This is a genomic window from Microbacterium sp. CFBP9023 (assembly GCF_034045055.1).
In the GTDB taxonomy this organism is placed as follows: Bacteria; Actinomycetota; Actinomycetes; order Actinomycetales; family Microbacteriaceae; genus Microbacterium.
In genome coordinates this window covers 293306-312973 of the sequence record NZ_JAXCWI010000002.1, presented here as the reverse complement: position 1 = coordinate 312973, position 19668 = coordinate 293306, and the positions used below count along the sequence as shown (strand labels likewise).

19 protein-coding genes and 1 tRNA gene are annotated in these 19668 nt (G+C 66.4%); all 20 read left to right on the top strand.

Features of this window, described 5'->3' with window-relative positions; genetic code table 11:
* Nucleotides 1-4 precede the first annotated feature (4 nt).
* Nucleotides 5-262 (top strand): DUF7681 family protein, encoded by a 258-nt coding sequence (locus SOM10_RS11865; RefSeq protein WP_295105840.1) that lies wholly within the window; start codon nt 5-7, stop codon nt 260-262.
* A gap of 11 nt (nt 263-273) precedes the next feature.
* A tRNA-Gln gene (locus SOM10_RS11860) sits at nt 274-345 on the top strand.
* A 65-nt stretch (nt 346-410) separates the two neighbouring features.
* Nucleotides 411-875 carry a hypothetical protein gene (locus SOM10_RS11855; RefSeq protein WP_320490125.1) on the top strand — a complete coding sequence of 155 codons (465 nt, stop codon included), beginning with the start codon at nt 411-413 and terminating at the stop codon, nt 873-875.
* 117 nt (nt 876-992) lie between these two features.
* Nucleotides 993-2633, top strand: coding sequence for a terminase large subunit domain-containing protein (locus SOM10_RS11850; RefSeq protein WP_320490124.1), 1641 nt, complete (start codon nt 993-995; stop codon nt 2631-2633).
* A 22-nt stretch (nt 2634-2655) separates the two neighbouring features.
* Nucleotides 2656-4086: a hypothetical protein gene (locus SOM10_RS11845; RefSeq protein ID WP_295105064.1), complete on the top strand. Its 1431-nt coding sequence runs from the start codon at nt 2656-2658 to the stop codon at nt 4084-4086.
* Nucleotides 4076-5161, top strand: a complete 1086-nt coding sequence (locus SOM10_RS11840; RefSeq protein WP_320490122.1) for a hypothetical protein — start codon at nt 4076-4078, stop codon at nt 5159-5161. Before SOM10_RS11845 ends, SOM10_RS11840 begins: the two co-directional genes overlap by 11 nt.
* Before the next feature lie 61 nt (nt 5162-5222).
* Nucleotides 5223-5987, top strand: a complete 765-nt coding sequence (locus SOM10_RS11835; RefSeq protein WP_320490121.1) for a hypothetical protein — start codon at nt 5223-5225, stop codon at nt 5985-5987.
* 10 nt (nt 5988-5997) lie between these two features.
* Entirely contained in the window at nt 5998-6438 is a 441-nt protein-coding gene (locus SOM10_RS11830) for a hypothetical protein (RefSeq protein WP_295105069.1), read from the top strand.
* A gap of 3 nt (nt 6439-6441) precedes the next feature.
* On the top strand, nt 6442-7437 hold the full coding sequence (locus tag SOM10_RS11825) for a major capsid protein (RefSeq protein WP_295105071.1): 996 nt from the start codon (nt 6442-6444) through the stop codon (nt 7435-7437).
* A 70-nt stretch (nt 7438-7507) separates the two neighbouring features.
* A complete protein-coding gene (locus SOM10_RS11820) occupies nt 7508-7984 on the top strand; it encodes a hypothetical protein (protein WP_320490120.1) in 477 nt (158 codons plus the stop codon).
* Between the two features lie 4 nt (nt 7985-7988).
* A complete protein-coding gene (locus SOM10_RS11815) occupies nt 7989-8393 on the top strand; it encodes a hypothetical protein (RefSeq protein WP_320490118.1) in 405 nt (134 codons plus the stop codon).
* Nucleotides 8390-8752, top strand: coding sequence for a hypothetical protein (locus SOM10_RS11810; RefSeq protein WP_320490116.1), 363 nt, complete (start codon nt 8390-8392; stop codon nt 8750-8752). Before SOM10_RS11815 ends, SOM10_RS11810 begins: the two co-directional genes overlap by 4 nt.
* Entirely contained in the window at nt 8752-9090 is a 339-nt protein-coding gene (locus SOM10_RS11805) for a DUF5403 family protein (protein WP_320490115.1), read from the top strand. The genes SOM10_RS11810 and SOM10_RS11805 overlap by 1 nt, the downstream gene beginning before the upstream one ends.
* Nucleotides 9090-9515 carry a hypothetical protein gene (locus tag SOM10_RS11800; protein ID WP_295105082.1) on the top strand — a complete coding sequence of 142 codons (426 nt, stop codon included), beginning with the start codon at nt 9090-9092 and terminating at the stop codon, nt 9513-9515. The genes SOM10_RS11805 and SOM10_RS11800 overlap by 1 nt, the downstream gene beginning before the upstream one ends.
* A gap of 51 nt (nt 9516-9566) precedes the next feature.
* Nucleotides 9567-10163 (top strand): hypothetical protein, encoded by a 597-nt coding sequence (locus SOM10_RS11795; protein ID WP_320490114.1) that lies wholly within the window; start codon nt 9567-9569, stop codon nt 10161-10163.
* Nucleotides 10164-10253: 90 nt separating this feature from the next.
* Nucleotides 10254-10742 (top strand): hypothetical protein, encoded by a 489-nt coding sequence (locus SOM10_RS11790; RefSeq protein WP_320490113.1) that lies wholly within the window; start codon nt 10254-10256, stop codon nt 10740-10742.
* Nucleotides 10743-10849: 107 nt separating this feature from the next.
* A complete protein-coding gene (locus SOM10_RS11785; RefSeq protein ID WP_320490111.1) occupies nt 10850-11140 on the top strand; it encodes a hypothetical protein in 291 nt (96 codons plus the stop codon).
* 11 nt (nt 11141-11151) lie between these two features.
* Nucleotides 11152-14604, top strand: a complete 3453-nt coding sequence (locus SOM10_RS11780; RefSeq protein WP_320490109.1) for a hypothetical protein — start codon at nt 11152-11154, stop codon at nt 14602-14604.
* A complete protein-coding gene (locus SOM10_RS11775; protein WP_320490108.1) occupies nt 14604-15395 on the top strand; it encodes a hypothetical protein in 792 nt (263 codons plus the stop codon). The genes SOM10_RS11780 and SOM10_RS11775 overlap by 1 nt, the downstream gene beginning before the upstream one ends.
* 15 nt (nt 15396-15410) lie before the next feature.
* Nucleotides 15411-19652 (top strand): carbohydrate binding domain-containing protein, encoded by a 4242-nt coding sequence (locus tag SOM10_RS11770; protein ID WP_320490106.1) that lies wholly within the window; start codon nt 15411-15413, stop codon nt 19650-19652.
* Nucleotides 19653-19668 lie beyond the last annotated feature (16 nt).

Here is a 19668-nt window from a genome sequence, read left to right as displayed (position 1 = left end):
GAGCATGGCAGAGCCCACGCTTCCCGAACTGACCGCCGAAGACCGCGCGCGAGCACGCTTCATCACCGCATCAGGCGGACAGCCTCCGACCGACGAGCAGCGCGAGGCCGTGCGGCTCATCGGCAACCTCGTTGTCGAACTCGCCGTCGCGATCGAAGAGCTCACGCCGCGATCGCGGAACCAGTCGCTCGCGCTGACGGCGCTCGAGGACGTGCAGATGCGCGCGAACCGGGCGGTCTTCGCCACAGGCCCGTCGGCCTGAGCCACGTACGGTCCCGATTCGTCCAATTGGCAGGACGCCTGATTCTGGATCAGGTAATCGAGGTTCGAGTCCTTGATCGGGAGCTTCATCATCACCGTCCGGTGACCGTTTCGGTCCCGGCTTCCGTTTCGGGAGAAGGAACCACACCATGGCAGGCAACGGCCCCGCACCGTCCGCGAAGCGCTCACGAGCTCGCGACACCCCCACGCGCGACATCATCAAGTCCGACGGCAAGCTCGGCGGCTTCCCGCTCCCTGACGACGTCCTTCCGATCGACGAAGAGACCGGCATCCGTGAAGAGTGGCACCCGCAGACGGTGCGCTTCTGGGAGAACTGGCGCTCGTCGCCACAGTCGACCCGGATGATGACGAACCCTGACTGGGACTACCTTCTCGACACCGCGCTCATGCACCACATCGCGTGGTCGTCCGGCGGTCGCAACAGCGACCGGTTCGCCGAGATCCGCATCCGTGTCGCCGCGTTCGGCGCGACGCCTGCTGACCGTCTCCGGCTGCGCCTCGAGGTCGAAGTGCCCGAGGAATATCCGGCTGGCAACGTCAACGCGAACGTCACGAGCATCGACGACCGGCGCAAGCGCATCGGCAAGGTGTAGGCGATGCCCCGGCGTCTCCTACACAGCCCGGGGCACGACAGAATGCGATCGCTGGGATGGATCGCGACGTGGTGGATCGAAACGTTCGTCGTCCACGGCCGCGGCGGTGCCCAGGGCATGCCGATTCGGTACGGGGATGAGTACACCGGCTTCATCGTCGATTGCTACGCGCACGACGCCGGTGGTAAGCGCTTCTACAACTCCGCGTTCTTCTCCCGCCCAAAGGGCACTGACAAGTCCGGGCTCGCCGCAGCGCTCGTGCTGTTCGAGGCGTTCGGCCCCGCTCGTTTCGCCGGCTGGGCGAAGGGCGGCGAGACCTACGAGTTCCTCGGACAGACCTACGTCTACGCCAAGGGCGAGCCGATGGGTAAGGGCGTCAAGGCGCCCACGATCAAGATCATGGCGACCGAAGAGGGCCAGACCGGCAACGTCTTCGACAACGTCTACTACAACCTGACCGACGAGTCCGCGCCGCTCTACGCGCTGAAAGCCGCGTACGGGGTCGACGCGGGAAAGACTCGCGTGCTGATCCCGCACAACGGTGGCACGATCACCCCGTCGACCGCCGGCGCGGCATCCAAGGACGGTGGACTCGAGACCTTCGCGGTCTTCGACGAGACCCACCTCTACGAGACGCCCACCCTGCGTCAGATGTACGACACCGTGGTCCGAAACCTGTCGAAGCGACGGGCCGAGGGCACGTGGTTCATCGAGACGACGACGATGTACGAGCCCGGCGCCGAGTCGGTCGCCGAGGACACGTACTTCCTCGCTGACCAGATCGAGGACAAGAAGGCGCGTCGTCCGCGTCTGCTCTTCGATCACCGGTGGGCCGACGTCGAGTCTCTCGACAAGATCAAGGTGCCGGACCCGACAAAGCGCGGCGGCCGTCGCCTCGAAACCGAGGAAGAGTACCTCGCGCGGCTCACCGAAGCGTTCTACGAATCGTTCGGTGACGCGATCGCCTGGAACGACCCCGAGGGCATGCTCGACGACCTGTTCGACCCGCGCCGCTCCGAGGAAGACACCATCCGGTACTTCTTCAACGCGGTCGTCGCCGGAAAGCACTCGTGGCTCAAGCTGCTCGAGTGGTCGCGGATCGGGCTGCAGGCGCGCCTCGCCGCGGCGAAAGAGGCGGGCACCAAGCTCGGCTTCCGACCACCGTCGCGTGGCGACAAGATCGCACTCGGATTCGACGGCTCACTGAACTCAGACGCCACGGTTCTGATCGCGTGCCGCATCGACGACGGCTACGTCTTCCCGATCGGCATCTGGGAAGCCCCGGACTCGAAAGAGGCGAAGCACTGGACGGTCGACCACCAAGAGGTCGAAGCAGTGCTCGACGAGACGTTCAAGAAGTTCAAGGTCGTCGCGTTCCTCGCTGACCCGCCGCACTGGCGCGACTACGTCGACCGGTGGGAGACGAAGTACGGCCCCGACCTGCTCGTCAAGGCGACCGAGTCGAAGCCGATCGCGTTCGAGACGAACCAGCACACGGTGATGGCGAAGGTCATCGAGCGGACCGAGACCGCGATCAAGTCGGGCGAGCTCTCCCACGGCAACCACAAGGTGCTCACCCGGCACGTCCTCAACGCCTCCCGATGGAAGCGCTCGGCCGGCGACGTCATCGGTAAGGACCGCAAGGGCTCGATGAAGAAGATGGACGCCGCGGTCGGCATGTGCCTCGCGGTCGAAGGTCGCGCGCGGTACAGGAAGCAGTTCAAGAAGCGGACGGGCTCGGTTCGCCGAGTTCGGTGATACCGAGAAAGCGAGGTGGATAGTGCTCACGGAAGCCAACGTCCCAGACTCCGACGACTGGTGGCTCATGCGCCTGGCGAATCGCCTCGGCGATGGCCTCCCGCGGATGGAGAAGCTGCGGTCGTACCGCGATGGCGACGCTCTCCTGCCGACGGACTCATGGGATGCCGCGACCAGCGAGCAGTACCTCCGCTTCATGAAGCGATCCCGTCTCCATGTCGCCGAGACGCTGCGGGACGCGCGCACCGACCGCCAGGAGGTGGTCGCGTTCCGCACGTCCGCCGCCGGCGACGAGAACGGCGATCTGATCGCTCAGGCGATCTGGGACCGCTCGCGCATGGCGATGCAGTCGGTGCCCCTCTTCAACGATGTCGGCGACTTCGGCCGCGCGTACATCACCACGGCGCCGGACCCTCGCGGGAAGGCTCGGTGGCAGATCGGCAACGAGTGGACGACCATCAGCGAACAGGACTCGCGGTTCCCGTGGGTGACCCGCGCCGCGGTATCGGTCGGGTACAACTCGATCCTCCGCACCGAAGAGGTCACCCTGTTCCGGCCCGGCTACTACCGAGTCGCGTTTCGGTCGACGAACGTCCCCACGCTCCCTTCCGACGGCACGAACTGGACGGTCACCTCCGATTGGTCGTGGGTGTCCGAACCGGTTCGCACCGGCGCGATCGACGAGAGCATCGTCACGCAGCTCGCCACCCCGGACGGGTTCGGCATCTACGAGAAGCACCTCGACACGCTCGACCGCATCAACGAGATCACCCTGAACGCTCTGACGCTCATCGTCATGCAGTCGTTCCGCCAGCGCGCGGTGATGGCTGACCTCGACGACCGTTACCCCGAGGACCACCCCAAGGCGGGGCAGGAAATCGACTACGACGACGTGTTCCGGACCGGCCCCGCAGCTCTGTGGACGCTCCCCGCGACCGCGAAGATGTGGGAGTCTGCGCCGACCGACGTGCGACCCATCTACGAGGCGCGCAAGAGCGAGCTCAAGGATCTCTGCACCATCACCCGCACGCCGATGAGCCTGTTCGACTCGTCGAACGCAAATCAGTCGGCGCTCGGCTCGCAGATCAGCCACCAGCCGCTCGTGAACGCGGTGAACCGCATGAACCGCGTCTCCGGTGTGTCTCTCGCGCAGGCGATGTCGCAGTCGTTGCTCATCGAGGGGCAAGAGTCCCGGGCTGAGTTCACGCAGATTGCGGTCGAGTGGGCGAAGGTCAACCCGGCCACGCTCGCCGAGAAGGCCGAAGCGGCTCCGAAGTTCAAGGGCGGCGGCGCGACTCAGGCGTGGATCGACGCCGAGGTGTTCGAGATGACACCCCAGCAGCGCCGAAAGGCAGAAACCGACCGCGCAGACGAGGCCTTCAACGCGGCCCTCGCGCTCGCGCCGGCAACCCGCCAGGCGGTGAACACGACAGGAGCGAACGATGGCGAATGAGGATCTCAAGTACGAGCACCTCGTCGTCACGTACGCGGCGCAGCAGGAGAGCATCGTCGAGGCTCTCCTGAGGGCGCTACTGCAGATCTGGATTCCCTTCCTGTGGTGGGGTCGGCCTGACATGGTGAACGCCGCGGCCGCGGCATCCGCCGTGCAGGTCGACGCCGCCACTCGACGCGCGCGCCGGGTGTCCCGAGCCTTCATGCTCCGGCAGCTCGAGCTCGTCGAGGCGCTTCCCGAGATGCTCCCTCCAATCGAGGACACCTACGAGCGCGGCGGCACGTCCATCGTCGAGGTCTACAAGCGTCCAGCTCGGCAGCTCGAGCACAAGATCCGCGAGCGCTTCCGAAACCCCGACACTGACACCGTCGACTGGCCCGATCGTGTGCCCGACGAGGTTTGGAAGACGTTCGAAGAGCGTCTGACGTCGATCGTGAACGACGACATCGCGGCGGTCTCACGCGACGAAGCTCAGAAGGTGATGGCGGCATCCGCCAAGGTCATCGGCTACCGGCGCGTGATCCACCCGGAGTTCTCGAAGACGGGCACCTGCGGTCTGTGCATCGTTGCGGCATCCCGCTTCTACAAGAAGTCCGAGCTGATGCCGCTCCACGACCTCTGCAAGTGCACGATCTCCCCGATGACGAAGGACCGCGACCTCGGGCTACGTCTGAACGAAGCCGACCTCGCGCGCATCTACGCCGCCGCCGGCTCCAACTACGGCGACGACCTGAAGCGCATCACCGTCCAGGTCCGGGAGCACGGCGAGCTCGGCCCGATCCTCACCCGCAAGGGTGACGCCTTCCGGACTCTCGCGAAGGTCAACCGCGACTCCAAGCGGCAGAAGTTCACCCCGTACGAGCGCATGACGCCCGATGCGCAGCGCCACATGTGGGAGTCGCAGCTCGCGACGTCCGAGAGCGGGCTCCGCATCCTCATGGACGCGAAAGACAACGGCACGAACCTCGTCGACATCACCGGCAGGGGGGCACCCCCGATTCCGGTGAAGGACATCGACAAGGCGATCGGTTGGTACCGATCGCTCATCGCACGCGCCGAGTCGAACCTCGGCTGACTCAGACCCCCCGCCCTGATTCGGGGTGGGTTCCACCTTCCGATCCGGAGGACTCATCACCATGCTCACCCACCAGCCCATCCGTGTTCTCGGCCCGCAGTTCGCACCGGCCTGGCATCGTCCGCAGTTCCGCTACATCGAGCCCGTTCCGGGCGCCGAGGCGGGCGCACAGACGCCGCCCACTCCCGGGCCTCCCGCGCCGAAGGACGAAGACCTTGGGTTCCCCAAGGACACGCCCCTCGACCAGATGAAGCCCGAAGAGCGAGAGGCGTACTGGAAGAACCAGTCGAAGGTCCAGCAGCGAATCGCTGAGGACGAGAAGAAGAAGACCCGGGCCTACGAGCAGTTCGGCTCTGTCGAGGATCTGCAGAACGCGGCGACCGCCGCAGAGCAGGCACGCCAGGCGGCGCTCAGCGACGCCGACCGCACGCTCGAGCAGGCGAAGTCGGCCGCGAAGGCTGAGGGGTTCGCTGAGGGGACGAGCAAGGTGCTCGGCTCCGCTGTCAAGGGATGGCTCATCGCGCTTACCAAGGGCGCGAACGAGGCCATCGACGCCGCGACCTCCCGCGTGGAGGGAGCGATCGAGTTCACCGACCTGACGAAGTTCATCGGTGACAACGGAGAGCTGGACGCCGCAAAGGTCCAGACGTTCGCACAGTCCCTCGGTTCGGCGGACAGCAACGGCTCCCAGTCGGGAGCGGCATGGGGTCAGCGCTTCAACAGCGACCACGCAGGGCGCATCCCCCCGGCACCTGGCTCGACCGGTTCGGTCGCGTCGATGGAGCAGGCCGCATACGACGCCATGAAACCCAAGACCACCGCCTAAGGAGGCACTGATGTCTGATTTCCAGATCAAATCTCGTGCGACCGGCACGAAGCAGGACACCCGCTGGCGCACGTCGTCGCACGGTGAAGATGCTGCGCGACCCGGACAGCTCGACCCGTCCGCATTCACGTCGGGAACGCACTACAACATCCCCGGCCAGGACAAGAACGTGATCCCCTCGGGGGTCGCGGTCGCGAAGCTCGCCAACGGGCTCTTCGGTCCGTACAGCGCCACCGCCGGAGCCGACGACACCGACCCGCGTCGGACTCTCGCCGGCTTCATCAACGACAACGAGGGCGTGTCCCTCGGTGACGACCCCGCAACGGCCAAGCCGACGTTCGCCCGCCTCGTGCACGGCATCGTCAACCCGTCGCTGCTCCCCATCGCCGCTCAGCGGACGACCGTCAAGACGGCGAAGACCATCATCTCCGTCACCTACGTGGAGGACTGACCCATGGGTTTCAGCAAGAACCACCGCACCCCCGCGCAGCTCACCGCGTTCGCCCGTGCTGCCTTCCGTCTCCACGTCGAGTCGTTCGCGACGGCGGCGATGCTTCCCCTCGAGGCATCTCCGACGCTCACCTACTCGGTCAACATCGGGCAGTCGGTGCTCCCGGCCGCGGCTTCGTACCGCAGCTGGAACACCGAGTCTGAGGTCGGCACGCTCGAAGGCGGCCAGACCGCCGACGGCAAGCTGCCTCCGATCTCGATCCGGACGCCCGTCGATGAGCACCAGCAGCTCGTGCTGATGAACATGGACGACGCGATCGCCGAGGCGTTCGAGAAGCGCGCCCGTCGCAACGCGCAGGCCGTCGGTTCGCGCTTCGTGCTCGGCCAGGTCGAGGCGCTCGTCACCGGCAAGGTGACCATCGCGGAGCGCAACCTGAGCGTCGTCGTCGACTTCGGTCGAAAGGCGGCTCAGACCGGTGTCGCGCCCACGCTGTGGAACGCAGCCGGTGCCGACCCGCTCTCCGACCTCGATGGCATGCGTGCGGTCATGGGCAAGGGCATCTCGTCCGTGGTCATGCCGCGCGCGATCCTCGCGCTCATGCAGACGAACGAAGAGATCATCAAGCTCGTCGCGAAGCGCGGAACCGACCTCCCGACCCGCGTCAGCGAGGACGACGTCCGTTCCGTGCTCCGCGAGTGGGGCTACGGCGAGATCCGCATCAACGAGCAGACGATCGTCAACCGGGCCGGCGTCGAGCAGCCGCTCTTCCCGACCGATCGCATCACCCTGCTCTCCGGCTCGGAGTTCGGTTCCACCCTGCTCGGCATCACTGCCGAGTCGCTGGCTCAGGACAACGGCATCTCGCGCGGTGAGGCGGCTGGTCTGTTCTCCGGAGCGACCCACACGCACGACCCCGAGGGGTACAACGTGCTCGTCTCCGCGATCGGCCTGCCGGTCCTGCAGGCACCCGACAACACCGCGTCCCTGAAGGTCGCGTAGCGCCAACCGGTCAATGCGGGGCGGTCCTTTCGAGGGCCGTCCCGCATCCGAGAAGGAGAGAAGGTCTGCCATGAGCAACAAGAAGCGAATCCTCACCGGGCACGTCGCGCGCGTCGTCGCCGGACAGCTCGTCACCGCCGGCCCCGGCGATCCCGCACCCGACTGGGTGACCAACCCGGCACTCATCGCCGCGAGCGAGCCGGAGCCCGCCACCCCGCCTGCCGCACCGGCACCGCCTGCCAGCGCCGCCGCCCCGAAGGCTCAGAAGGCCGACGAGACGACCAGCGAGAAGGACGACCTGTCCGATCTCGGCATCGAGAAGCTGCGCGAGCTCGCCGAAACAGCAGGCGTGGCGAAGAACGGCAAGAAGGCCGAGATCGCTGCCCGCATCCGCGCCAAGCGTGCAGAGTCGGTGCCCGCAGGTGACGCGGGCGAGTCCGAAGATCGCGACGCGCTCGTCGCCACGGCCACGGGGATCGGCATCGAGGATGCCGAGAGCCTGACCGACGACGAGCTCACCGCCGCGATCGAATCCGCGAAGGAGTGACCAGATGACGACGCTCCCCGACGTATCGCCCGACGAGATCCCCAAGCACTCGACCGTAGACCTCTCCGATCTCTCCGACGAGTACCTCGAGGGCAAGCTCGGCGAGGTCGTCGACTCCATCAAGAGTCGATGGGGGAGCGTCGTCACTGCCCGCCTGGAATCCGGTGTCCTCACGCAACGGCTCTACAACGCGGTCGTCGTCCGCGTCGCCGCCCGAGTCTTCGGCAACGAGGAAGGCTACAAGGAAGAACACGAGGGCCAGTACGGATTCCAGCGGGAGTCCCTCGCCGCCTCCGGGTACATCTGGTTCAGCGACATCGACGAACGCGACCTCACCGGCCGCGTCGCCCCGAAGCGTGGGGGAAAGGCGGGAACCGCGACGCTGAGTCGCCAGAGGGGGTGGCCGTGATGTCCCTGCTCACCCGCAAAGCCCCTCACACCGTCTTCGTCCAGAACCGCGAGACGATCCGCAACGCTCAGGGCGTCCGCATCGACCGGAACCTCGGCGATCCGATCCCCGTTCGGTGCATGGTCGAACCGGTCCGCGACTGGTCGTCCTCCGAAGAAGTCGAGTCTCTCGGCCTGCAGGTGGTCGACCTCGGAATCATCCGCTCCGCGAAGTGGCCTGGCGATATCAAGTCGCACGTCATCTTCGAGGGCGCGCTGTACGAGACCGTCGGCGCCCCGCAGCGCCACTCAGTGTCGCGGCGCACCGGCCACTACCGCGTCACGATCAAGTGGCTCCGCGAGATTCAGGAGGTGCCGTGATGGCCTATGTCGACCCCCGGGCCGGTTCCATGGCGGCGCAGATCGCCGGCCGAAGCCGCGAGATGGATCATGCCGCCAACCGAGGCCTCCGAGCCGTGCGAAGCGTCGCCGCGGAGAACCGCCTCACCGGCAACTACATCGCCAAGACGTTCGTCGCGACGGTGCCTTCGGTACTGCCATCGAAGGTCGGGCCGATCGAGGATCGCATCATCGTCGCCGACGACGACGCGGCCACCTCGATCGAGTACGGCCACCTGGTGCGGTTCAAGAACGCTCGACGGGTGCGGTACGTCCCCGGACTGCACATCATGGGCCGCGCTCTGGCGCAGATGAGCTGATGGGCCTCTTCGACGTCGAGCTGCTCGACAACGACGGGCTCTTCCAGACTCTCATCCGGGAGATCGCCCCCCAGCACGCCACCGTAGCGGCTGATCTCGACATCGATTCGTATGCCGAGCTGCCGTTCATCACCCACTACTCCACAGCCTCGCAGGACGGCAACGCCAACGGCCTGTGGACCGTCACGCTCAGCGTCAGCATCTTCGCCGAACCCTCGACGGCGTTCGCGCTCGTCAAGGAGATCTACCGCGGCATCTGGGCGTGGGAAGACCCCACCAAGGGCATCGTGCCCGACATCGGTGCCATCGAGCGCATCGACCAAGAGCTCTCCGCATTCTCCCGGGTCGGTGGGGAAGCGCAGATGGAGAACAAGACCGCGATCCAGTTCACCGGCTCGTGGCAACTCACCGCCCGCAACCACTAATCCCTTCTGCGCCCCTCTCGGGGTGGGTCTGCACACCTATCAGGAGGAAACGTGTCTGTCGACTCAACCAAGCTCGTAATCCCGGGGCACGGCACCGTGTTCCACGCCCCGGTCAACACCAAGCCCCCGACGGGGCCGCTCAACCCGGCCACCGGCTTCAACCTGCAGGCCGACGGCCCCACGCCGTGGGAGAACCTCGGCCACACGTCGAAGCAGAACACCATCGCCTTCACCAAGGAGGGCGGTGAGAAGGAACAGCTCGACACGTTCCTCGCCGACGGCGTCCGCACCACGACCGGCTCCACCACGTGGGGCGTCACGGCCGCGGCGCTGCAGTTCGACGCCGACACCCTCGACCTCGCGTTCAACGGTGACTTCGACTCGACGACCGGTGGCTACACCGTCGCCACGCCGTCGCCGATCCAGCGCGCGATCTTCCTGTTCTTCCAGGACACGACCGGTTCGGTCGGCTTCTGGATTCCGAACACGGAGGTCTCCCTCGGCGAAGCGCCGTCGGTCGACACCGCGCAGTTCCTCGAGCTGCCGCTGAGCATCTCGATCCTCTCGGCGGCGAACGCCATCATCCCCGCCATCAACGGTCGCGCCGGCGTCTTCCAGATCTTCAAGTCTGGGCTCGTCGCGCCGTAACCCCAAGCCCGTCCCCCTGGGTGCAGTGCCGCAGACCCGCCCAGGGGGACGTTTCCCTCATCGGTCTGCATTGCATGAAAGAGGTCTGCCATGACTACCACCCCTCAGGACCGCCGCTCCCCGGCGCCCAAGACGGCCGCGAAGCCGCGCGCCACCAAGGCCGCAGCGAAGCCGGCGGCGAAGCCCGCCGAAGAGAAGGCCGAGCTGACGCCTTCCGAGCTGATCGAGCTCGAGCAGGAGCAGAAGGAGCTTCGCCGCGAGCTGCTCGCCGAGCTGCCGACGCTGCGCCCCGCGATCACGTTCCGCATGCGTCACCGCAACGACTTCCAGAACCTCCTTCTCGACGCGGCGAAGTCGGGCGCGTTCGACGAAGACACCGATGGTCCGCTGGTCTTCGACGAGACGAGCAAGGACGACATCGAGCGTCTGCAGAAGCTCAACGAGTTCATCGCCTGCATCGACGAGTGGGCTGAGGGGATCGCTGACGACCCCGCCGCCTACGACAAGTGGTCGCAGGGTAAGACCCACGACCACTTCATGGCCCTGTTCATGGAGTACCGCGACGCACTGGGGGAATAGCGCAGCTCCGTGAGCTGATCGACGAGCTCGACGCTCACGGGGCGCTACGCGCCGATCTGGCCCAGTTCTACAGCGGTCTCAACATCGACGACGTCTGGACGGGAGCAGTGCCCGTCCGGCACGTCGTCTTCCTCGCTGAACACCTCGTGCTGAACCCCCACTCGCGCGTCTACGCGATCCGGGGCGGCTCTCCGGAGCTGCAGGGGTGGGACGCCGCGACCGTCGTCGCCGTCCGAATGCACAACCTCATCGCCTCGCTCATTCAGGGACTCGCCGGAGAGAAAGACCCCGGCATGTTCATCGACTGGCCCGGCGCTGAGAAGGCAGAAACCGAAGTCCAGCCCAAGACGCTCGCCGAGCTCATGGGCGGGGCGCTCGACAAGTTCATGAACGAATAGGGGTGACGCGGATGGCTGGTATCAACCCCGGACGTAACGCAGGTCGACTGTCCATCCGCGTCATCCCGAACACGAACGAGTTCCGTCGCGACCTGAAGCGACGCCTCGACATGATCGAGCGCACCTCGAGCATGACGGTCAACGTCACCAAGGCGAAGCTGAACGGTGCGAAGATCCGCGAGGACATCCGCCGGCAGCTCGGCGCGCTCAAGGATCTCGACACCGTCGTGAAGTTCAAGGCGCAGGCCGATGTGAAGGCCGCGAAGGACGTCGTCACGTCCGTCGGCCTGACGATGGATCGCCTGACCATCGACCGTCTGCGCAAGGACGTCGACAAGGCCATGCGCGGCATCGAGGTCATGCTCACGCCGACGATGGAAGACCGAGAGGTCCGCCGCCAGCTCGACTCGCTGCGCGCCGAGTTCCACAACGTCTCCGGTCGCCTCGCGAGCGACATCCTGTCTGCCGAGGACGCTGAGAAGCTCCGGATTCGGCTGCACGACATCAAGGAACAGATCGACAAGGTCGCGCGGAACCGCGAGGCGCGGATCGAAGCGAACCCGTTCACCGCGTGGGCGTCCGCGCGCCTCGCATGGCTGACGCGGCCTCGCATGGTCGAGGTGTTCGTGAAGGTGTCCAAGGCCTCGGTCGCGGCCGCTCTCACCACGCTCTCGGCCCTCTCGGGTGCGCGGCTGTCGTGGCAGTGGATCGACGACCTGTCGACGTCGCTGAGGAACCTCGACAAGAACCTCCCGACGATCCTCGGCGCGACGACGGGCATCACGTCTCTGGTCGCCGCGCTCTTCGCCGCTACCTCCGGCCTGGTCGGCATCGGCCAGGGCCTCTTCTCCATCCTCCCGGCGATGCTGGTCGTCCCGGGCCTCATCCTCAACGCGGTCGGATCGGTCACCGCGCTCGTCGTCGCTCTCCGCAACACGAAGAAGGAACTCGCGCCGCTCAGCGACGACATGTCCGAGCTCGGCGACATCATCAACGACGCATTCTGGACGCGGGCACGCCAGCCGATCCTCAACCTCGTCACCGGGCTCATGCCGCAGCTCCGTAACTCGTTCCGCGAGCTGTCGAGCGGCATCGGCGACTTCACCGCCTCACTCGCTGACGCATTCGGCCAGGAGCTCTCGGGCGGAAACCTCGAGAAGATCTTCGGCGGCATCGCTGAGGGGTGGCGCATCCTCTCGACCGGAGCCCCGGCGTTCGCCGGCGCGATGACATCGCTCTCACAGGTCGCCGCGAAGTACACGCCCCGTCTCGCGACGTGGTTCGTGCGCCAGGCGAACACCTTCGACAACTGGCTCGAAGCCGTGTCCACCGACGGCCGTCTCGACGGCTGGATGGAAGGCGCGATCAAGTCGATGTACGACCTCTGGGATGCCACCACCGGCATCGCGGGCGTCTTCAAGGGACTGTGGAGCGCGGCCGACGCCGCCGGCTCCCAGGGCCTCGCTGGATTCGCCGACATGATGCAGGAGTGGGATCGCGTCGTCAACGGCGCGGACTTCCAGCGCGGCCTCACCGCCGTGTTCCGTGGCGCGCGGGTCGCGATGAGCGCCTTCGGCGACGCGGTATCCGCGATCGGCCGGATGATCCTCGGACTCGACTCGTCGATCGAGAAGTTCATCGGCTCCGCGGGCATCTTCCTCGGCGGACTCATCGAGGGCGCGGCGAACGCGCTCAACCAGCCCAGCGTCGACAAGGGACTGCTGGATCTCTCCGACGGGCTCGTCCGAGCGCTCGAGGGCATCCTGCCGCACCTGCCGAAGATCGCCGACACGTTCGGCGGCTTCCTCGGTCTGCTCGGCGATCTCGCAGGCACGCTTCTGCCCACCGCGGCCGGCGTGCTCGCAGAGCTCATGCCCACCATCGACAGCCTGATCTCGTCGATCCGCGACTCGGGCGTGCTCGAGACCCTCGGCGGCGCGGTCACCGACATCGCCAACGCACTCGGCCCGGCACTCGCCGACTTCGCCGACGCCGTCGGCCCCGTTCTCATCGACGCGCTCATCGGCCTAGCTGACGCGCTCGTCGACATCGCGCCCGTGCTGGTAGCGCTCATCGACACGATCGGTGAGTGGATCGAGGCACTGGGGGACTGGTCTGAGTCCAACGGCGAGTTCTTCGACGCCGTCCGCGAGTTCATGGGCTGGGACAAGGGCAGCTCGAAGGGCCTGAACGACCTCGGCAAGCTCGGCCAGTTCAAGCCGGAAGACGACGGGAACCCGTTCACCGTCGCCGTCAAGTTCGACTTCGAGCGGTACTGGAACGACAGCAAGCTCACCACCGGCGAGAAGGCCGCGGGTATCGCTCAGGTCTTCATGGACGAGTACGACCGCGTCCTCAAGACCGAGGGGAAGGACTCCGCAGACGCCCTCGTCGAGAGCTTCCGCAACATCGAGGGACTTCCCACCGATGTCGTCGCGAAGATCAACGAGAGCCTCCGTTCGAGCCTCAAGGTGCCCGACGGCACCCTGACCTCGGAAGCGACGCGCATCGCAGATCGGATCAAGAAGGTCTTCGAGACCGGCGACAAGAGCAAAGCGTGGATGACCGACTTCCTGTCGGTCGACCTCGCAACGCGCCAGGAGATCCTCAACCAGCTCGGCGATCTCGCCGACGACGCACGCGACGCTCTCGACCTCAAGCGTGGAGGGCGCGGCGGCGGCGGTGGCGGCGGGTTCTCCCGACAGCTCGCGCAGGGCATCACCGAAGGACTCCCCGAGCTCGACCGGTCGATGTACGCGATGAAGGACTCGGTCATGCGAGGCATGGCTGGTTCTGAGTCGTGGCTCACCCCGCACGGCACGTCGATCATGGGCGGCATGAAGGCGGGGATGGACGGCTACAAGCCGATCATCACCACCGACATGGCGAACATGGGCGTGCTGCTCAGCGGCGCGATGTCCTCGTCCGGCTCGTGGCTGTTCCCGACGGGCGCGGCGACGATGACCGGCATGCAGCAGGGCGCCGAGGCCGCGCGCGGCGGCGTCATCAACGCGTTCGCAGCGGTACAGGGACTCGCGGGTGGCGCGATGGGCGGGGCCGGTGGATGGTTCTACGGCATCGGTGCGGCCATGATGGGCGGCATCGTGCGCGGCATCGTCGACAACAGCGGCGCGGTGTCGCGTGCGGCCGGTGCGGCCGTGAGTCGCGCGGTCAGCGCTGCTCAGGCCGCAGGCGAGATCCATTCCCCGTCGAGGCTCACCGCTCGGAAGATCGGTGCGCCTCTCGCCCAGGGCATCGCCGTCGGCATCAACAAGGAAGCCGCCGGCATCCAGCGGTCCATGGTCGACGCGATCGACTTCTCCGGCGTCAACGGCACCGCGCCCGACGTCTCCGGCGCCGCCGCGGGTCGCGGCAGCGGGGCGACGCTGAACATCTATCACCCGACAGTCCGCGACCTCAAGTCCGAGGCGTGGGAAGCAGCACAACTACTGGGGGCGATCTGATGATCCGAGTCAACGGAACACCTCTGGACAACCCTGCCCTCGGGTGGATTTTCCGTTCCGGTTCGGTGCCGTACTCCGGCCTCGAAGCGAACATCATCGATCTGAGGGTGGCAGGACGCGACGGACTCGTTCCTGTCCCTGCCACCCTCGGGGCGCCGGTGTGGCCGCTCAAGGTCAACACCCCGCCGTCGGGGTGGGAGCCGCTCCTGGCACTGTTCTCCGCGCAAGAGCTGGTGCTGACGCGCAACGACCGCCCCACCATCGAGGCGCGGGCGCGTCTCCGGGGCTCTTCTCCGGACCGGGTCTTCGCCCGCAACGAGTGGATCGACGCGACCTTCCTCGTCGAGATCACCGAGGCGTACTGGCGCGACAAGGTGACCACCACGACGCCGATCACACCGCTGACGAGCGCAGCCGTGGAGCTGAGCGTCTTCTCCGGCGGATCAGCCCCCGTCTCTGACGCGATGATCCGCATCCAGGGTGCGACGACGGGCGTCCGCGTCACTGATGCATCCGGCGCGTGGGTCACGATGCCCGACTGCGCCGCAGGTCAGTACGTCCGCTTCGAGTCGAAGACCGGGCAGTGCTTCCGCACAACGACCGACACGTGGGTCGGAGGCACTGAAATCTCAGGACTCGTCGACTTCGGCGGGCCTCGAGGGAACTTCGAGATCACGCCGGTCCTCGCCGCCGGCGACCCGACCACCCGCGTCGGGAAGCTCACAGTCACGTCCGCCACGCGCGCCAGCTCATCCGTGGCTGTGCGCGGGAAAGCGGCCTACATTCTCTAGCCCTTGGGGGTGCTCATGTTCGATATCCGCCTCCGCGCTTACACCCCCGAAGGAGTCAAGGGTCGAGTCATCTCAACGGTTGACATCGACACCACGGATGCTGAGTCCGCCACTGCGCGACTGACGTTCTCCACCACCGCGCGTGTCGCGCAGCGCATGGAAGCACCGTTCGTCGTCGGCATCGAGTACACGACTGGCTCCGCGTGGTCACGGCCGCGCAATGACCTCTTCGTCGTGCTCGAGGACGCTGAGAACGCCGCCGACCAGACCGACGTGATGACCTTCACGGCGCAGTCGTACGTCGGATGGCTACTGTCACAGGCGCTCCACTGGTGGAACACCGATAGCACGGACGGACGCACCCGCACCTACGACATGACGCCCGGCCGACTCGTCCGCCAGCTCGTCAGCGAAGCACAGGTCTCGACCGCCGGTCTCGCACGCGGCTGGGCTCCCATGCTCACGACGAACTTCAGCGACACGCACGATTCGCTCGGGCAGGCATGGAAGGCCGACGACCGGATCAAGATGGACGTCGACCTCTGGCGCCCCTACTCTGCTCTCTTCCAGTCGTGGATCGAGCAGGGGCATTTCGAGTGGTGGGCCCAGGGCACGACTCTCATGCTCGCTCGACTCGGCACGGGCGCGGACCTCTCGAGCAAGGTCACTCTCGGCGGACCCTCATTCGAGTCCGCGCCGGCGAAGACCGACTTCAAGGGCACGTTCTCGACGATCGTCCTCATCCCGGACAAGGCGAAAGCCACGCACGCGTTCAACGCGGGCGCTGACACGCGGTTCGGGGCGCTGGAAACGTCCATGACGATGTCGGGCGTGAGCGACGCGGCCACCGCTGTGCGTATGGCGCAGCCCGTGATGAACGAGAACCGCGCGAAGAAGCTCGAGTTGTCCTACGACTGGACGCCGGCTACAGGCGGGCCGATCCCGTGGGTCGACTTCACCGTCGGCGACCTCGTGACCGCTCGACGCAAGGTGGGCAAGCTCCCGCAGCGCGTCGTCGGCATCCAGGTCTCGAAGCGTGAGGGTGTCGTCTCGGCGCGCGCGATCGTCGGCTCGAAGCTCGTCGGCCTGCAGGCGAAGATCGCCAAGCGAGTCGGCTCCGCGTCGCAGGGCGGCATCATCGGCGGCACCGGATCGGGCATCCCTTACAACCCCGGAGTGAAGCGCCCGGACCCGATCGCCCCGACCGGTCTCGTCGTCACCTCCGAGGCATACTTCGACGCCACAGGCACGGCGTTCGCGTCGGTGACGGCCACGTGCAGCACGGTCACCACCGACGTGCTCGGCGGCACGGTGAAGATCAAGTGGTACGAGCTCTGGGCCAAGAAGAACTCGTCTGGCGAGTCGTGGACGCGCCTCGCAACCACGACCGAAGAGCCGCCGTCGATGACGTACACCGGCCTCCTGGCGGGCGAGTCCTGGTCATTCCGGGTCCGCGCGTACGTGGACGAGGGCGTCGTCAGCGCATACTCGACAGTCTTCAGCCTCGTGCTCGCCAAAGACACGACCCCGCCGCCGACCCCTGCAGCGCCCACGGGCAAGTCGCGTCTCGGACAGGTGCTCATCACCCACAGCGGCCTCACCGCGACGGGCGAGCCGCAGCCTTTGGACTTCTCGCATTTCAACGTGTGGGTGGCTACCACCGAGACGGCAACCGGCGCGAAGGTCGGAGAAGTAGGTGGCGACGACACGTTCGTCGCTCCCGAACAGCCCTACAACCAGACGCGTTGGTACTGGGTGACCGCTCAGGACAAGGCGGGCAACAAGTCCGAACCTTCCACACGCATCCCAGTGGTCACCAAGCCCCTTGTCGACACAGACATGATCGGCCGAATCATCGACGGCGTGAACATCAAGCTCGGTGCTGTCAAGGCTGAGCTGATTGAGAACGGCGCGATCCTCACGGAGAAGCTGGCGGATAACGCCGTCAGCATCGGCAAGCTCGACACGCTCACCCGCGACGCGATCAACGGCGCGACCGCGGATGCGGCGTCCGCCAACGGGCGGGTCACCACGAGCCTGAGCGCTCCAACCGTCGCTGGCGGAGCGGGCAAGCCCGTGGGTGCGCTCTGGTTCCGGTACAACGCCGGCGGAACGTTGCTCGCCACGTGGCGCTGGACCGGCACTGCGTGGGAGACGCAGTCGTGGGGGCAGGACGCGATCGCCGCCGGGGCTATCGTCAACTCGAAGCTGGCCGATCTTGCGATCACCGGTGTCAAGATCGCCGACAACGCGATCGAGGCAGGCAAGATTGCCGCGAACGCGGTGACAGCGCGCGAGATCCTCGCGGGCACCATCACCGCGGCCTCGGGCATCCTCGCGAACGCCTCGGTCGGTACCGCGCAGATCGCCGACGCCGCCATCACCAACGCCAAGATCGGCAACGTCGATGCGGGGAAGATCACCTCGGGGTTCATCGATGTCGGTCGGCTTCAAGCCGGCACGATCCTCACCTCGAAGCTGAGCATCGGCAACTTCACGAACCTCGTGGACGATCCGGCGTTCCTTCGCCCGCTGGGCGAGGGGTGGGTTCCCAACGGGGCCTCCCTCGCGTTCACGTCTCTCGTATCCACAACGGGCGCTCCCGGCACGGCACTTCGGTTCCAGGCCAACCCCGGCAACGCCTCGGTGCGTGTGGACAACGCGAACCGGTTCCCCGTCATCCCCGGCGAGGAATACAACCTCAGCTGCCGAATCCAGAACACGGGCACCGACACCAGCTTCACCATTCAGATGTTCTTCGTCGACAACGACGGCGCGTATCTGGCGGTCCGAACGGCAACCGTGGCCCCGACCAGTTGGACGGATTTCACGTACACCTACACCGTGCCGACCGGCGCGGCGCAGGCCTACTTCGTGATGCAGCTTCCGGCTGCAGCTACGGCCGGGAACGTCTGGGTTTCCAAGGTGGTGCTGTCGAAGCGAGTCACGAGCGAGCTTCTGGTCGACGGCGCGATCGTTTCCCGCACCCTGGCGACAGATGCGGTCACGTCGGACAAGATCTTCGCCCGTGCGATCACCACGAGCAAGATCGCCGCTGATGCGGTCACGGCCAACGAGATCGCGGCGCTCACGATCGTTGCAGGGAACATCGCAGCGAATGCGATCACCGCAGCGAAGATCGCAGCCTTGCAGATCGAGGCTGGGCACCTGAAGGCGAACGCGGTCACCGCGGACAAGATCGAGGCCGGGGCCATCACTACGGTGAAGCTCGCGGCTCTCGCGATCACGTCGGAGAAGATCGCCGCGAACGCGATCACGGCGACGGAACTGACGGCCACCGCGATCACGTCGAAGCACACGATCACGGGTGCGAAGTTCCAGACGACGTCGACCGCGAACCGCGGTATCGAGATCACGTCGGCAGGCCTGTCGGCATACAACTCGGCAGGTCAGAAGACGGTCGATATCAGCGCCACCACCGGTGACGCGACGATCACGGGCACGATCCGCAACCGGACGACCGGACCTCGGGTGCAGATCAACAGCTCCGACACTCGGGGCAACGTGTGGTTCTACACCGGGACGGCTGGTTCGTCTCCCGCGAGCATCACGAGCGATCCGGATGGCGAAGGCCTGATGATCTTCGGCGGCGCTCTCTCGGGCGGCGTCCGACGTGCGAGCCTGCAGCTCTACGAGCAGGGCGCGAACAGCGTCGCCGGATGGTATCTCGGGCAGATGCCGGCCAACGGTTCGACGGTCGACCCCATGGGGTACATCAACTACACGACCAACACGAATCTGGGAATCACTCGGAACTCGGGTCACTACATCACCCTGGCTTCCACGGGCACGACGCACATGACCGGCGTTGGCGTCCAGGTGAACGGCAACCTCGTGGTAACCGGAGCGAAGAACTTCGCGATGGCGCACCCGACGTTGGAGGGCATGTCCCTCCTGCACGCCTCGACGGAGTCGCCGCACAACGGCGTCGAGTACTGGTCGGACGGGTTCCTCACCATCCCAGGATCGGGCGAGATCGAGGTTGTCCTCCCGGACTACTTCGAGGCTCTGACCGCTTCAGATCACCGCGTCGTCAGCCTCACGGCTGGCTCCGAAGACGCGGGCCTCTGGAGCACCCCCGTCGCCAATGGTCAGTTCACTATCCACGGTGCGCCAGGCGCGCTCGTGACGTGGGTCGTGAAGGCCCGTCGAATCCAGATGCGCGACGGCGAAGACCTCCTGGCCTTCGACATCGTGCGACCAACCGAAACCGTCGAGGCCTCACCGGGCCTGTGACGCCAACAAGGAGAAG